Source organism: Cellulosimicrobium cellulans (assembly GCF_024124905.1).
Taxonomy (GTDB): Bacteria; Actinomycetota; Actinomycetes; order Actinomycetales; family Cellulomonadaceae; genus Cellulosimicrobium; species Cellulosimicrobium cellulans_G.
Window position 1 is genome coordinate 223,437 of record NZ_JAMXST010000007.1, and the last position, 12,979, is coordinate 236,415.

Sequence of the window (12,979 nt, forward strand, 5' to 3'; positions counted from 1 at the left end):
GTGGCACGCGTCCCCGGGGACCACCACCGGGACGCCGGGGTGCGTGACCTTGGTCCCGGCCGGGTCAGCCGGCCAGCAGCGTGATCGTGCCGAGCACGACCGTCACGGCGGGCAGGAGCAGCACGCCCCAGCGCCCGGTGCGGTCGGTGCGGGCGTGCGGCGCGTCGTCGAGCGGGTCGACGACGGGGTCGCCCGAGCCCTGCTCGCGCAGGCCCCAGACGGTCCCCACGACGAGCGCGACGGCGGCCGCGACCAGGACCGGGACCGCAGGGAGGGTCGCGACCGGGGCGCGCAGCGTGACCGCGACGGCCACGAGGGCGCCCGTCACGACCACGTTCCCGAGGACGGTCGGCACGGGGTGGGCGAGGGCGGCGCGCAGCAGCCGGTCGCCGGCGCGCCACAGCCCGACGAAGCCCGCGAGCGCGGCCACGAGGACGAGCAGCATCCCGGCCGGGACCACGAGGGTGCCGCCGTCGAGCGCGGGTCGCAGCGACCACAGCACGCCGAGCATCCCGACCGTCTGCACGGCGGAGGCGGCCACCGTGCGGCCGATCGAGGAGCTCGACTGCGCGGGGTCCTCGGGCAGGTCGAGCGAGCGCGCGTACGCCACGGGATCGCCGAACGCCTCCCACGCGGTCTCGCCGGAGTCGACGACGTGCGCGTCCACCTCGGCGAGCACGGCGCCGATCCGTGCTCCGGCGACCCCCTGGAGCCGCAGCTCCAGCAGGAGCGCCTCGGCCCAGCGCGGGTCGACGTGCGGCGCGTGGCGGCGCTCGATCGTGTAGCGGGTCGTGTCGCTCATCGAGGGGTCCTTCTCGGGGTGGGGTCGGGAGGAGGTGCGTCTGCCGGGATCGCGACCGGCTCTGGGACCGGCCCCGGGACCGGTCCTGGTCCCCGGTCGGGGTCCGGGCGCGCCCCCGCGTGCGGGGCGAGGCCTGCGGCCGGGCGCGCACCGTCCGGCGAGGGCGTGCCGGACGGGCCCGCGACGAGGGTGCTCGCCGCCGTCGTCACGGCGTCCCAGCGGGAGGTCGCGTCGGCGAGCGCGACGCGACCCTGGCCCGTGACGGCGTAGTACCGACGGCTCGGCCCGCGCTCGCCCTGGTGCCAGGAGGTCGTGACGAGGCCGTCGTCCTCCAGGCGCTGCAGCAGCGGGTAGAGCGTGCCGCCCTTCACGGTGCCGAGGCCCGCGTCGGCGAGCGACCGCGTGATCGCGTAGCCGTAGGTGGGGCCGTGGGTCGCGACGACCGCGAGCACGCACAGCGGCAGCACGCCGCGCAGGAGCTCGCGGTCGAGCCGCTCGTCGAACCTCATGGCTAGACAGTACGGCTATCTAGTTAGGGCGGCAACCTAGTGGTCGCCGGACGGGCGTCCCACGATCGCATGAGTGCTGTTATAACAGTGCTATGACTTCTCAGGACCCGACCACCGTCCCCGGCCGGTGGGACTCCCTGCACGCCGTGCTCCGACGCCTCGACGACGAGATCGGCACGGTCTACACCGACCGAGGCATCGAGGGCGTGCGGCCGCGGTTCGTCTACCCGCTGATCCGGCTCGCCCACACCGGCCCGCTGACCATCCGTGGGCTCGCGGAGTCGCTCGGGCGGACGCACTCGGCGATGAGCCAGACCGTCACGGCCATGCGGCGCGAGGGACTGGTCGAGACGGAGCCCGGCCCGGACGCCCGGACGCGACGGGTCGCGCTCACCGAGAAGGCTCGCGCGCTCGTCCCGCTCCTGGAGGCGGAGTGGCGCGCGACGGAGGAGTCCGTCGCCGAGATCGACGACGAGCTGCCGCACGCGTTGAGCGCCGTCGTCGTCGAGCTGGAGCGCGTCCTCGCCCGCCGCTCGCTGCGCGCGCGGCTCGTGGATCGGCTCGATGCGGCGGGCTACCCCCTGCCGGTGGGAGCCGCCGAACCCGCGGGATCCGGTACCGACGCCGCCCCGCCCGAGGACCGTTGAGGTGCGCGACCACGTCCTCGACGTCCGCCCTCTGCGCTCCAGCCGCGCGTACCGCGACCTCTGGGCCGGGTCCGCCGTCGGCGGGCTGGGGTTCCAGATCGCGAGCGTCGCCGTGCTGCTCCAGGTCTGGGAGCTCACGCACAGCCCGCTGTGGACGGGCACGATCGGTCTCGCCACCGCGGTCCCGCTCCTCACGCTCGGGCTCGTCGGCGGTCACCTCGCCGACGTGCACGACCGGCGCACGATCATGCGGCTCGCCGCGGCAGGGCAGGTGCTCGCCGCGGTCGGGCTCGTCGCGCAGGCGCTCGCGGGCAACCGGTCCGTGTGGGTGCTCCTCGGCCTCGTGAGCCTCGGCGCCGCGTGCAACGCGCTGGGTTCCCCGGCCCGGCGCACGGTGCCGCCGCGCCTGCTCCCGCCCGACCAGGTCGCCGCAGGCCTCGCGCTCCAGAACCTCGCGTTCCAGGTCGCGATGCTCGTGGGCCCCGCGCTCGCCGGCCTGGTGCTCGCGCGCTGGGACCTCCCGGCGGCGTACGGGGTGCAGGCCGTGGCGGCGGTCGTCGCCCTGCTCGGGCTCGTGCGCCTCCCGCCGCTCCCGCCGGGCAGCCCTTCAGGGGCGCCGCCGGGACCGTCCGACGCCGTGGCCGCCGTCGCCCCCGCCGTCGCCTCCGTCGGCGCACCTGGCGACGACCGTGCGGCCGGGGAGGAGCAGACCGCGCCGACCGCGACGGGCGCGCCGACCGCGACGGGCGCGCCGACCGCCGCGCGCGCGCCGCGCCGTCGGGCAGCCGCGGGCGGGTGGTGGATCGTGTGGCGCAAGCCGACGCTGCGCGGCTCGTTCGCGACCGACGTCGCGGCGACGGTGCTCGCGATGCCGATCTCGCTCTTCCCGCTCGTCAACGAGCTCCGGTTCGACGGCGACCCGCGCACGCTCGGCCTGTTCCTGTCCGCCGTCGCGGTCGGCGGCATCGGGGCGGGCCTGTTCTCGGGTGCGGTGACCCGGGCCCCGCGGGCGGGCGTGCTCCAGCTCGCCGCGGCCGCGACGTGGGGCGTCGCGCTCGCGGGGTTCGGCCTCGCGGGCCCGCTGTGGCTCGCGCTCGCGTGCCTCGCGGTGGCGGGCGCGGCCGACACGGTGAGCGTCGTGACCCGCGGCGCGCTCGTCCAGCTCGAGACGCCGGACGAGTTCCGCGGGCGCGTGTCGTCGGTCGAGCACGTCGTGGGCGTGGCGGGGCCGGAGGTCGGCAACTTCCGCGGCGGCGTGCTCGCGTCGCTCACGTCCGCCCCGGTCGCCCTGGCGGTGGGCGGACTGGCGGCGAGCGCCGTCGTCGGGCTGGTCGCCTGGCGCAACGCCCCGCTCCGCCGCTACCGCACCCCGTCCCGAGAGCCGGTCACGATCCGCTGAGTGCTGGATGTCTGTCGTCCCGACCGCACCGGGACGACAACGATCCAGCACTTCAGCGGGGGTGCCGGGTCAGTCGACCGTGACGGCGTCCAGGACCGGGAGGCGGGCGGCGCGGATGGCGGGCCAGACGCTCGCGACGAGGCCGATCACCACGGCGACGCCGAGGATCGCGAGGACCTGGCCCCAGGGGACCGCGAGCGTGCTCAGGCCCTCGTCGGCGAGCACGCCGGGCAGCGCGGCGCCGATCCCGATGCCGGTCGCGACGCCCAGCACCGTCCCGTAGACCGCGGTGAGCACCGACTCGATCGCGATGACGCCGGCGAGCTGGAGGCGCCCGAGCCCGACGGCGCGCAGCAGCCCGATCTCGCGCGTGCGCTCGATGATCGACAGGGCGAGCGTGTTGACGATGCCGAGCAGCGCGATGACGATCGACAGCGCGAGCAGCGCGTAGAGGATCACGAGCACCTGGTTCACCTGGTCGGCGAACGCGGACGCCGTCTCTTCGCGGTCGAGCACCGTGACGACGAGGAACGGCTCGACGGCGGTCGTCAGCGCCGCGCGCAGGTCCTCCACCTCCGCCGCCGACGCCCCCTCCGCCGCCGACACGTAGACGATCCGGACGCTCGCCTGCGCGGCGGGCACGACCGCGTCGAACACGTCGTCGCGCACGAGGATCCCCGTCCCGACGAGCTGGCTGTCGATCACCGCGCCCACGCGCGCCTCGACCGCGGTCGCGCCCTCGCCGAGGCGCAGCGTGTCGCCCACCTCCCAGCCGCGCTCGCGCGCGGTGCGCCGGTGCACGACGACGTCCCCCGCCTCGAGCGTCGCCGTCGGGTCTCCCGCGAGCGTCACGGGGTCGAGCGCGGTGTCGAAGAAGCCGGCGGGCACGCCCGCCACGTCGGTCCCCCGCGCCTCCCCGGCGCCTGGCTCGTCGCCCGATCCGTCCGGCTCGTCGTCGGACGAGGGCGTCCCGTTCCCCGCGGGGCCGACCGTCGCGACGGGCGCAAGGCCGAGGCGCACGGTGTCGACGACCGCGGCGCCGGGCGTCGCCGTCACGGCGTCGACCGCACCGTCGGGGACCACGAGGGTCGCGGAGTCGACGACGAGGTCGGCCCGCACCTCGTTCTCGACGATGCTGCGGACGGACGCCTGGGTCGAGGCCGCGATGACGCCCGTGACCGACACGAGCGCCATGCCGATGAGCAGCGCGCCCGCGGTGCTCGCGGTGCGGCGCGGGTTGCGCGTCACGTTGCCGCGCGCGAGGCGCCCCAGGGGCCGCAGCGCGACGACGAGCGGCCACGCGAGCACGGTGAGCACGCCGCGCGCGACGGCCGGGGACCCGACGAGCACGCCGACGAGCACGAGCCCCGCGCCGACGCCGAGCAGCACGCGCGGGCTGAGGTCGTCGAGCCACGCCCACCCGGTCGGGGCGTCGGCGACCGACGACCCGAGGTACGCGGCGAGCCACAGGATCCCGGCGCCCAGGGCGACGAGCACGATCCCGCCCACCGCCCGGACGCCGGTCCCGCGGTCCGGGGCGACGTCGTCGCGCATCGCCTGGACGGGCGGGATCGCGGCGGCGCGACGCGCGGGCAGGACCGCGGCGAGCAGGCTGACGACCGCCCCCAGCCCGACGGCCGCGACGACCTGCGGCGTGCCGAGCGGCACCCGACCGGAGAACTCCATGCCCGCGAGGTCGAGGCCCCACCGGATGACGCGCACGAGACCGGCCCCGGCGAGCACCCCCAGCCCGCCGCCCACGAGCCCCACGACGAGCGCCTGCACGAGCACGGACGTGAACACCTGGCCGGGCGACGCGCCGAGCGCACGCAGGAGCGCGAGCTCGCGCAGGCGCTCGCGCACCGACATCGCGAAGGTGTTCGCGATGATGAACGCGCCGACGAACAGCGCGATCGCCGCGAACACGAGCAGGAACGTCTCGACGAACCCGAGCACCTCCTCGACGGCCTCGCTGGCCTCGGCGCGCGCCTGCTCGCCCGTCACCGCCTCGGCGCCCTCGGGCAGCACGTCGCCGACGCGCTGCGCGAGCGCGTCCTCGTCGACGGTCCCCGACGACGGCGTCGCCCAGACCGCGAGCTGCGGCACCATCCCGTCGGGCGCGAACACGTCGCGCGCGGTCTCGCCGTCGATCCCGACGAGCACCGCGCCCGCCGCGGCGGCCTCGATCCCGAAGACGCCGGACACCGTCACGGGGGTCGGTTCGCCGCCCAGCACGACCGTCGTCGCGTCACCGGTCGACAGTCCCGCCGTCTCCGCCGCGCTCTGCTCCAGGACGATCTCTCCCGGTCCCGGCCACGCGCCGTCGAGCAGGGTGAGGCTCGGGTCCTCGGGGTCGATCGAGAAGGCCGTGCTGGGCGGTCCCGTCGTCACGACGGCGGTCCCGTCGGCGGCGACGAGGACGACCGGCCCGGAGACGTCCGGCACGGCGCGCGCGACGCCGTCGACCGCCTCGACCTGTCCCGCGAGGTCGGCGGAGACGAGCGTGCGGTCGCCCGCGAACCCGTTCCCACCGCTCCCGCCGCCCGGCCCGGTCGCGTCCCCGGTGACCTCCTGCGACCCGCGCACGTAGACGTCGGCGGTGAGCGTCGTCGCGATGATGTCGTCGAACGTCGAGGAGAGCATGCCGCGGAACGCGAACGTGCCCACGACGAACGCGACGCCGAGCGTCACGGCGAGCACGGAGAGCACGAACCGCACGACGTACGCCCGCACGCCCCGCAGCGCGACGCGGATCATGCCGGGTCGACCGGGGCCGCGTGCCGCCCGACGGGCGCCGCGGGCCCGGCCGAGGTCGTGGGCCCGGCGGCCGGCCGGGCCGGGGTCGCGGGTGCGGCGGCCGGTCCGGACGGAGGGCCGTCGTCGTCCGCCGCGAGCGCGAGCGCGTCGAGGATGTCCTGCTGCGTGGGGTCGTGCAGCTCGCCGGCGAGGCGGCCGTCGGCGAGGAACACGACGCGGTGCGCGTACGACGCCGCGCGCGGGTCGTGCGTGACCATGACGACGGTCTGGTCGAGCTCGTCGACGGACCGGCGCAGGAACGCCAGCACCTCGCCGGCCGAGCGCGAGTCGAGGTTGCCGGTCGGCTCGTCGGCGAACACGATCGACGGCCGCGAGACGAGCGCCCGCGCGCACGCGACGCGCTGCTGCTGCCCGCCGGAGAGCTCGGACGGGCGGTGGTGCAGGCGGTCGCGCAGCCCGACGGAGTCGACGACCTCGTCGAACCACGCGCGGTCCACGGGGGCGCGCGCGATGTCGAGGGGGAGCGTGATGTTCTCCGCCGCGGTGAGCGTCGGGACGAGGTTGTACGCCTGGAAGACGAACCCGACGCGCGTGCGGCGCAGGGCCGTGAGGCGGCGCTGCGACAGGCGGCTGATCTCCTGCCCGTCGATCACGACGCTCCCGGAGGTCGGCGAGTCCAGGCCCGCCAGGCAGTGCATGAGCGTCGACTTGCCCGAGCCGGACGGGCCCATGATCGCGGTGAGCCGCCCGCGCGCGAAGTCGACGTCGACGCCGTCGAGCGCGCGCACCGCCGTCGTGCCGGACCCGTAGACCTTGACGAGCCCGCGGGCGCTCGCGCGCGCCTCGGGCACGTCCGGGGTGTCCGTCGGCGCGTCGGTCCGGGGCGCGGGGGACGTCATGGTCCCCATCGTGGCCCGCCGCGCCGCGCGCCGCACCACCCGCGCGGGGGAGACGTCGTCCCGCGGCGCCGCACGTCGTCCGACGTTCCGTGGACACCTGGGCGTGGGAGCGATCCCACCGGGATAGCGTGGGGCCATGAGCATCGACGCCCAGGCGCCCGCCGAGAACTCGGCACGGCTCGCCGTCCACCCCGTCCCCGACCTGACCGCCGACGTGACCGGCACGGTCCCCGACCCGCGCAGCGCGCCGTCGATCCGCTGGGGCATCCTCGGAGCCGGCGGGATCGCGTCGTCGTTCGCCGAGGCCGTGCGCGTCCACACGCAGGGCCGCGTCGCGTCCGTCGGCTCGCGCGACCGCGTCCGCGCCGAGCGCTTCGCCACCGCCCACGGCGTCCCGACGACCCACCACGGCTACCAGGAGCTCGTCGAGGACCCGCAGGTGGACGTCGTCTACGTCGCGACGCCGCACTCCCACCACCGCGAGCACGCGCTCCTCGCCATCGCCGCGGGCAAGCACGTGCTCGTCGAGAAGGCGTTCACGCGCAACGAGGAGGAGGCCGTCGAGGTGCTCGACGCCGCGCGCGAGGCCGGGGTGTTCGTCATGGAGGCCATGTGGACGCGGTTCCTGCCGCACGTGGCCGCGCTGCGCGGGGTGATCGCGCGCGGCGAGATCGGCGACGTCGTCAACCTCAGCGCCGACCACGGCCAGTGGTTCGCGTTCGACCCGGCGCACCGCCTCTACGCGCCCGAGCTCGCGGGCGGTGCGCTGCTCGACCTGGGCGTGTACCCGGTGTCGTTCGCGCACGACCTGCTGGGCGCGCCGTCGTCGGTCACCGCGGTGGGCGCGCTCACCGAGACGGGCGTCGACGGGCAGGTGAGCATCGTGCTCGGCTACGGCGACACGCAGGCGACGCTCTCCACGACGCTGTGGTCGCGGACGGCCACGACCGCCGTGATCTCGGGGACGGCGGGGCGCATCGAGGTCGAGGGGAACTTCTACGCGCCGACGTCGTTCCGCGTGGTCCGGCACGACGGCTCGTCCTGGTACTACGACGGCTTCTCCGGCGAGGGCAAGCAATACCAGGCGGCCGAGGTCGCACGCCGCGTCGCCGCGGGCGAGACGCAGAGCCCGCGCATGTCCTGGGACTCGACGCTCGAGGTCATGCGGACGCTCGACGAGGTCCGGCGGCAGATCGGGGTCGTGTACCCCGGGGAGTGAGGCTGCCGGCGCGAGATCGACCCGAGCGGTCGAGATCGACCCTCGGTGGGTCGATTTGGGGACGCTCGGGTCGATCTCGCGGGGGTGTTAGTCGGTGTGTTCGACGACGTAGGTGCGGCCGTCCGGGCCCGTGATGCGCTCGAAGCGGGTCTTCAGCTCCTGGTCGCGCTCGCGTTCCGCGTCGGAGACGCCGCGGCCGTCCGCGTCCTGCCGGCCGACCTGCGCGGGGCCGAAGATCGGGAGGAAACCCTCGGTGATGCGCATGCCGAGCGTGCGCCTGTCGTTCTTCCGCGCCACGGTGTCCTCCGCTGCAGGTCTCGTCAGATGATTGGTGCACCAATCATTGGTGTACCAAGAATACCGCGATCCTCGGTACCATGGCGCCATGGCGGGTGACGAGGTCGACGGGACGGTCGACGGGACGGTCGCGCCGGGCGCGGCGACGCTGTTCGCCGACCCTCTCGCGCTCGAGGCGCAGGTCTGCTTCGCGCTGTCCGCGGGCGCGCGCGGCATGGTCGCGCTGTACCGCCCGCTGCTCGAGCCGCTCGGCATCACGCACCCGCAGTACCTCGTGCTCCTCGCGCTCTGGCAGGACGACGCCGCGGGCACGACCTCGACCGTCGGCGACCTCGCCGCGCGCCTGCACCTCGACGCCGGGACGCTCTCGCCGCTCCTCAAGCGGCTCGAGGCGCTCGGCTACGTGCGCCGGTCGCGCTCGCCCGACGACGGCCGCCAGGTCCGCGTGGGCCTCACCGCCGAGGGGCGGGCGCGGCGCCAGGACGCCGAGCGCATCCCACCGTCGATCGTCGCCGCGACCGGGCTCAGCCTCGACGAGCTCGCCGAGGTCCATGCCGCGGCGTCGAAGGTCGTCGCCGCCGCGCTGCGCGCCGGCGTCTACTGACGAGCGTGCGTCGGCCGCTCACCGAGCGTGCGGTGCCGGCCCGTGACGGGACGAGGACGGGAGCCGACCCCGTCCTCGGCGGGGGAGTCAGGCGTCGGTGACGCGGACGCCGTCGGGACCGACGGCGAAGCGGACCGCCACGAGCCCCGCCGCCAGGGCGTCGGGCGCGGGCGTGGCGTCGGCGAGCTCGTCGGCCGAGTGGGTGCCCGTCACGGCGAGCGTCGCGCAGCCCGCGGCGCGCGCCGCCGCGATCCCCGCCGGGGCGTCCTCGACGACGAGGCAGCGCGCCGGGTCGACGCCGAGGCGCTCCGCGCCGAGGAGGAACGGGTCCGGGTCGGGCTTGCCGCGCGCGACGTCGTCGGCCGTCACGACGACCGACGGCGCGGCGAGACCGGACGCCGCCATGCGCGCGGCGGCGAGCGGGCGGGTGCAGGACGTGACGATCGCCTGCCGCGCGGGCGGGAGGACGGCCAGCGCGTCCCGCGTCCCGGGCAGGATCGTCACGCCCTCGTTGTCCTCGAGCTCGAGCGCATGGATGCGCTCGTAGGCCGCCTCGACCCGGTCCTCCGGCAGGAGCTCGGCGATGAGCGTGCGCGCCGGGGTGCCGTGCTGGATCTGGAACTCGTCCGGGTCGGGCAGGCCGTGCTCCGCGGCCCAGCGTCGCCAGTTCCGGTCGACCGCCGGGACGGAGTCGATGAGCGTGCCGTCCATGTCGAACAGCACGGCGTCGAACGTGCGCCCGGCGAACGCGACGCCGGGGGTGGGCAGCGGACGGGGCGCGGCGGCGGGGTCGGGCATGTCCCCGAGGCTAGCCCGCGGCCGGGGAGCGGTGCGCCCGGTCTCGCGGGTCGACCCCGGTGTCCGACGCCGCGGATAGGGTGGACGCCGTGAGCGCACCCGGGTACTTCATCTCGTTCGAGGGCGGCGACGGCGTCGGCAAGTCGACCCAGTCCCGCCTGCTCGGGCAGTGGCTCGGCGAGCTCACGGGGCGCGAGGTCGTGCTGACGCGCGAGCCCGGCGGCACCGAGCTCGGCAAGGAGCTGCGTGCCGCGGTGCTCCACGGGCAGGACATGGACCCGCGCACCGAGGCGCTCATCTACGCCGCGGACCGCGCGCACCACGTCGCGAGCCTCGTGCGCCCGGCCCTCGAGCGCGGCGCGGTCGTCGTGACGGACCGCTACCTCGACTCGTCGGTCGCGTACCAGGCGGGCGGGCGCGAGCTCGGCGCGGACGAGGTCGAGCTCATCTCGCGCTGGGCCGTGCAGGACCTCATGCCGGACGTCACGATCCTGCTCGACCTCGACCCGGCCGTGGCCGGGGCGCGGATCCGGCGACAGCACGACCGGCTGGAGCGCGCCGGGGCGGAGTTCCACCGTCGCACCCGCGAGGCGTTCCTCGCGCGCGCCGCGGCGGACCCGGAACGTTGGGTCGTGCTCGACGCCGCCGCCTCGGTCGACGACCTCCAGGCGCAGATCCGCGTCGACGTCGCGGCCCGGCTCGAGCTCACGCCGGTCGTGGAGGAGGCGGAGGACACGGTCGCCGCCGAGCCCGACGACGGCTTCGACGACACGGACAGCGCGATCGGGTACGAGCCCGGCTCGGGGATCGCGGCCGGGCCCGCGACGGGGAGCGGGGCCGCGTGACCGTCTGGGACGACGTCGTCGGCCAGGAGCAAGCCGTCGAGGTGCTCCGCGCCGCCGCGACGGACCCGGCCGCGATGACGCACGCATGGCTGCTCACCGGCCCGCCCGGCTCGGGCCGCTCGAACGCGGCGCGCGCGTTCGCCGCCGCGCTCCAGTGCGAGCAGGGCGGCTGCGGGCGCTGCCAGGCGTGCCGCACGACGCTCGCCGGGACCCACCCCGACGTGACCCTCGTCGCGACCGAGCTCGTGACCATCAAGATCGACGAGGTGCGCGACCTCGTGACGGTCGCGAGCCGCAGCCCGTCGCAGGGACGGCGGCGGGTGATCGTCGTCGAGGACGCCGACCGCATGGCCGAGCGCACGACGAACGTGCTGCTCAAGGCGATCGAGGAGCCCGCCCCCCACACGGTGTGGATCCTCTGCGCGCCGAGCCCGCAGGACGTGCTCGTGACCATCCGTTCGCGGTGCCGCGGCGTGGTGCTCCGGGTGCCGCCGGTCGAGGCCGTGGCCGGGCTGCTGGTCCAGCGCGACGGCGTCGACGAGCGCGTCGCGCTCGTCGCGGCCCGGGCGGCGCAGAGCCACATCGGGCTCGCGCGCCGGCTGGCCCGCGACGCGGGCGCCCGCGACCGCCGGACGTCGGTGCTCTCGCTCGCGCGGCGCGTGCGCGGGGTGGGTGACGCCGTGCTCGCGGCAGGGGAGCTCGTCGATCTCGCGCAGGCCGAGGCGAAGGCGGCGACCGAGGAGCGCGACGCGGCCGAGAAGGCCGAGCTGCTGCGCGCACTCGGCGTCGCGGACGGCGAGACCCTCCCGCCGCGCCTGCGGTCCCAGCTCCGCGACCTCGAGGCCGACCAGAAGCGCCGCGCGACCCGGCACCAGCGCGACGTGCTCGACCGCGCGATGGTCGACCTGCTGTCGCTCTACCGCGACGTGCTCGTGGTGCAGCTCGGGGCGGAGGTCGAGCTCGTCAACGTCGAGCTCGCGGAGGCGGTGCGCACGCTCGCCGAGGACTCCACCCCGGAGCAGACCGTGCGGCGCATGGACGCGATCGGCGTCGCGCGCGAGCGGCTCGAGGGCAACGTCGCGCCGCTGCTCGCGGTCGAGGCGATGGTCATCGCGCTGCGTCCGCAGGGCTGATCCGCCGCAGGTCCCTCCCGACCGGCCGCGATCGGTGCGCGCGCCCGCCCGACGCTCACGCCGCCGGGGCCGCCGCGCGCAGCCTCTCCAGCAGCGGCCCCGCGGCCTGGTCGAGGAACTCACGCTGCCCGACCTCGCCCACCTGGACGAGCGCGAGGTCGGTGAACCCCGCCTCCCACCACGCGGACGCCGCCTCGACGATCGCGTCGAGGTCCGGGCCGCACGGGATCGACTCCGCCACGTCCTCGGGCCGGACGAACTGGCTCGCGGCCTCGAACGCCTCGGTCGTGGGCAGGTCGGCGTTCACGTGCCAGCCGCCCCCGAACCAGCGGAACTGCTCGTGCGCGCGCGCCACCGCGACGTCCTCGTCGGGGTCCCAGCAGATCGGCATCTGCCCGACGACGCGCGACGGCGCGAGGTCCGCACGGTCCCGGGTCCCGGACCATCGCCGGACGACGTCGGCGTCGGGCTCGGTGGTCACGAGGTGGTCGGCCAGCGGGGCGAACCGCTCGATCGACTGCGGGCCGGAGACGGCGACGCCGATCTCCACGGTCTCGTCGGGGAGGTCCCAGAGCCGCGCGGAGTCGACGCGGTAGTGCACGCCCTCGAACGTGAGACGCTCGCCGTCGAGCAGGGACCGGATGATCTCGACGGCCTCCTCGAGCATGTCGTGCCGCTCGCCGACGGCGGGCCAGCGCTCGCCCGCGACGTGCTCGTTGAGGTTCTCCCCGGCGCCGAGGCCCAGCGTGAAGCGGTCGTCGGAGAGGAGGGCGACCGTCGCGGCCTTCTGCGCGACCACGGCCGGGTGGTAGCGCAGCAGGGGGCAGGTCACGTAGGTCATGAGCCCGACGCGCTCCGTCGCCTGGGCGACCGCGCCGAGGACGGACCACGCGTACGGGGAGTGGCCCTGGGCGTCGAGCCACGGGAAGTAGTGGTCGCTCATCACCTCGAACTCGAAGCCGACGCGCTCCGCGTCGACCGCGTGCTCGACGAGCGCGCGCGGGCCGGACTGCTCGGTCATGAGGGTGTAGCCGAAGCGGGTCATGCCTCGATCGTGGGACGGGCCGGTC

General features: G+C 75.9%; 13 protein-coding genes. 6 read left to right on the top strand and 7 right to left on the bottom strand.

What is annotated here, in order from left to right; genetic code table 11:
- Positions 1 to 64 precede the first annotated feature (64 nt).
- Together NHH00_RS20190 and NHH00_RS21205 are read right to left on the bottom strand one after the other, a co-directional pair.
- Positions 65 to 802: a hypothetical protein gene (locus tag NHH00_RS20190; protein WP_253055307.1), complete on the bottom strand. Its 738-nt coding sequence runs from the start codon at positions 800 to 802 to the stop codon at positions 65 to 67.
- Positions 799 to 1,311 (bottom strand): PadR family transcriptional regulator, encoded by a 513-nt coding sequence (locus NHH00_RS21205; RefSeq protein ID WP_308202355.1) that lies wholly within the window; start codon positions 1,309 to 1,311, stop codon positions 799 to 801. The genes NHH00_RS20190 and NHH00_RS21205 overlap by 4 nt, the downstream gene beginning before the upstream one ends.
- Before the next feature lie 92 nt (positions 1,312 to 1,403).
- Between NHH00_RS21205 and NHH00_RS20200 the strand changes: the two genes are divergently transcribed.
- A complete protein-coding gene (locus NHH00_RS20200) occupies positions 1,404 to 1,958 on the top strand; it encodes a MarR family winged helix-turn-helix transcriptional regulator (protein ID WP_253055308.1) in 555 nt (184 codons plus the stop codon).
- 1 nt (position 1,959) lies between these two features.
- On the top strand, positions 1,960 to 3,357 hold the full coding sequence (locus NHH00_RS20205) for an MFS transporter (RefSeq protein WP_253055309.1): 1,398 nt from the start codon (positions 1,960 to 1,962) through the stop codon (positions 3,355 to 3,357).
- Positions 3,358 to 3,426: 69 nt separating this feature from the next.
- Here the strand turns inward: NHH00_RS20205 and NHH00_RS20210 are convergent, their stop codons facing one another.
- Both NHH00_RS20210 and NHH00_RS20215 read right to left on the bottom strand, forming a co-directional pair.
- On the bottom strand, positions 3,427 to 6,114 hold the full coding sequence (locus NHH00_RS20210; protein ID WP_253055310.1) for an ABC transporter permease: 2,688 nt from the start codon (positions 6,112 to 6,114) through the stop codon (positions 3,427 to 3,429).
- Complete coding sequence (locus NHH00_RS20215) at positions 6,111 to 7,013, bottom strand: ABC transporter ATP-binding protein (protein ID WP_253055311.1); 903 nt, start codon at positions 7,011 to 7,013, stop codon at positions 6,111 to 6,113. Before NHH00_RS20215 ends, NHH00_RS20210 begins: the two co-directional genes overlap by 4 nt.
- A 136-nt stretch (positions 7,014 to 7,149) precedes the next feature.
- Between NHH00_RS20215 and NHH00_RS20220 the strand changes: the two genes are divergently transcribed.
- Entirely contained in the window at positions 7,150 to 8,232 is a 1,083-nt protein-coding gene (locus NHH00_RS20220) for a Gfo/Idh/MocA family protein (protein WP_253055312.1), read from the top strand.
- 87 nt (positions 8,233 to 8,319) lie between these two features.
- Here the strand turns inward: NHH00_RS20220 and NHH00_RS20225 are convergent, their stop codons facing one another.
- Positions 8,320 to 8,529: a hypothetical protein gene (locus tag NHH00_RS20225; protein WP_253055313.1), complete on the bottom strand. Its 210-nt coding sequence runs from the start codon at positions 8,527 to 8,529 to the stop codon at positions 8,320 to 8,322.
- Positions 8,530 to 8,617: 88 nt separating this feature from the next.
- On the opposite strand from NHH00_RS20225, the gene NHH00_RS20230 reads away from it, so the two are divergent.
- The gene (locus NHH00_RS20230; protein WP_253055314.1) at positions 8,618 to 9,133 is read left to right on the top strand and encodes a MarR family winged helix-turn-helix transcriptional regulator; all 516 of its coding nucleotides are present in this window, start codon (positions 8,618 to 8,620) and stop codon (positions 9,131 to 9,133) included.
- A gap of 87 nt (positions 9,134 to 9,220) precedes the next feature.
- Here the strand turns inward: NHH00_RS20230 and NHH00_RS20235 are convergent, their stop codons facing one another.
- Entirely contained in the window at positions 9,221 to 9,931 is a 711-nt protein-coding gene (locus NHH00_RS20235) for an HAD-IA family hydrolase (protein WP_253055315.1), read from the bottom strand.
- 89 nt (positions 9,932 to 10,020) lie between these two features.
- Between NHH00_RS20235 and tmk the strand changes: the two genes are divergently transcribed.
- Together tmk and NHH00_RS20245 are read left to right on the top strand one after the other, a co-directional pair.
- Positions 10,021 to 10,776: a dTMP kinase gene (tmk, locus tag NHH00_RS20240; RefSeq protein WP_308202356.1), complete on the top strand. Its 756-nt coding sequence runs from the start codon at positions 10,021 to 10,023 to the stop codon at positions 10,774 to 10,776.
- Positions 10,773 to 11,909 (top strand): DNA polymerase III subunit delta', encoded by a 1,137-nt coding sequence (locus tag NHH00_RS20245; protein ID WP_253055316.1) that lies wholly within the window; start codon positions 10,773 to 10,775, stop codon positions 11,907 to 11,909. Before tmk ends, NHH00_RS20245 begins: the two co-directional genes overlap by 4 nt.
- Before the next feature lie 55 nt (positions 11,910 to 11,964).
- Here NHH00_RS20245 and NHH00_RS20250 read toward each other — a convergent pair whose 3' ends face one another.
- Positions 11,965 to 12,954 carry a TIGR03557 family F420-dependent LLM class oxidoreductase gene (locus NHH00_RS20250; RefSeq protein WP_253055317.1) on the bottom strand — a complete coding sequence of 330 codons (990 nt, stop codon included), beginning with the start codon at positions 12,952 to 12,954 and terminating at the stop codon, positions 11,965 to 11,967.
- Between the last annotated feature and the right edge of the window lie 25 nt (positions 12,955 to 12,979).

Excerpts from the sequence above, each read along its gene's own strand:
- NHH00_RS20250 (WP_253055317.1), bottom strand. The coding sequence starts at position 12,954 with ATGACCCGCTTCGGCTACACCCTCATGACCGAGCAGTCCGGCCCGCGC.
- NHH00_RS20230 (WP_253055314.1), top strand. The coding sequence starts at position 8,618 with ATGGCGGGTGACGAGGTCGACGGGACGGTCGACGGGACGGTCGCGCCG.
- NHH00_RS20235 (WP_253055315.1), bottom strand. The coding sequence starts at position 9,931 with ATGCCCGACCCCGCCGCCGCGCCCCGTCCGCTGCCCACCCCCGGCGTC.
- NHH00_RS20190 (WP_253055307.1), bottom strand. The coding sequence starts at position 802 with ATGAGCGACACGACCCGCTACACGATCGAGCGCCGCCACGCGCCGCAC.
- NHH00_RS20200 (WP_253055308.1), top strand. The coding sequence starts at position 1,404 with ATGACTTCTCAGGACCCGACCACCGTCCCCGGCCGGTGGGACTCCCTG.
- NHH00_RS20210 (WP_253055310.1), bottom strand. The coding sequence starts at position 6,114 with ATGATCCGCGTCGCGCTGCGGGGCGTGCGGGCGTACGTCGTGCGGTTC.
- NHH00_RS21205 (WP_308202355.1), bottom strand. The coding sequence starts at position 1,311 with ATGAGGTTCGACGAGCGGCTCGACCGCGAGCTCCTGCGCGGCGTGCTG.
- NHH00_RS20220 (WP_253055312.1), top strand. The coding sequence starts at position 7,150 with ATGAGCATCGACGCCCAGGCGCCCGCCGAGAACTCGGCACGGCTCGCC.
- NHH00_RS20215 (WP_253055311.1), bottom strand. The coding sequence starts at position 7,013 with ATGACGTCCCCCGCGCCCCGGACCGACGCGCCGACGGACACCCCGGAC.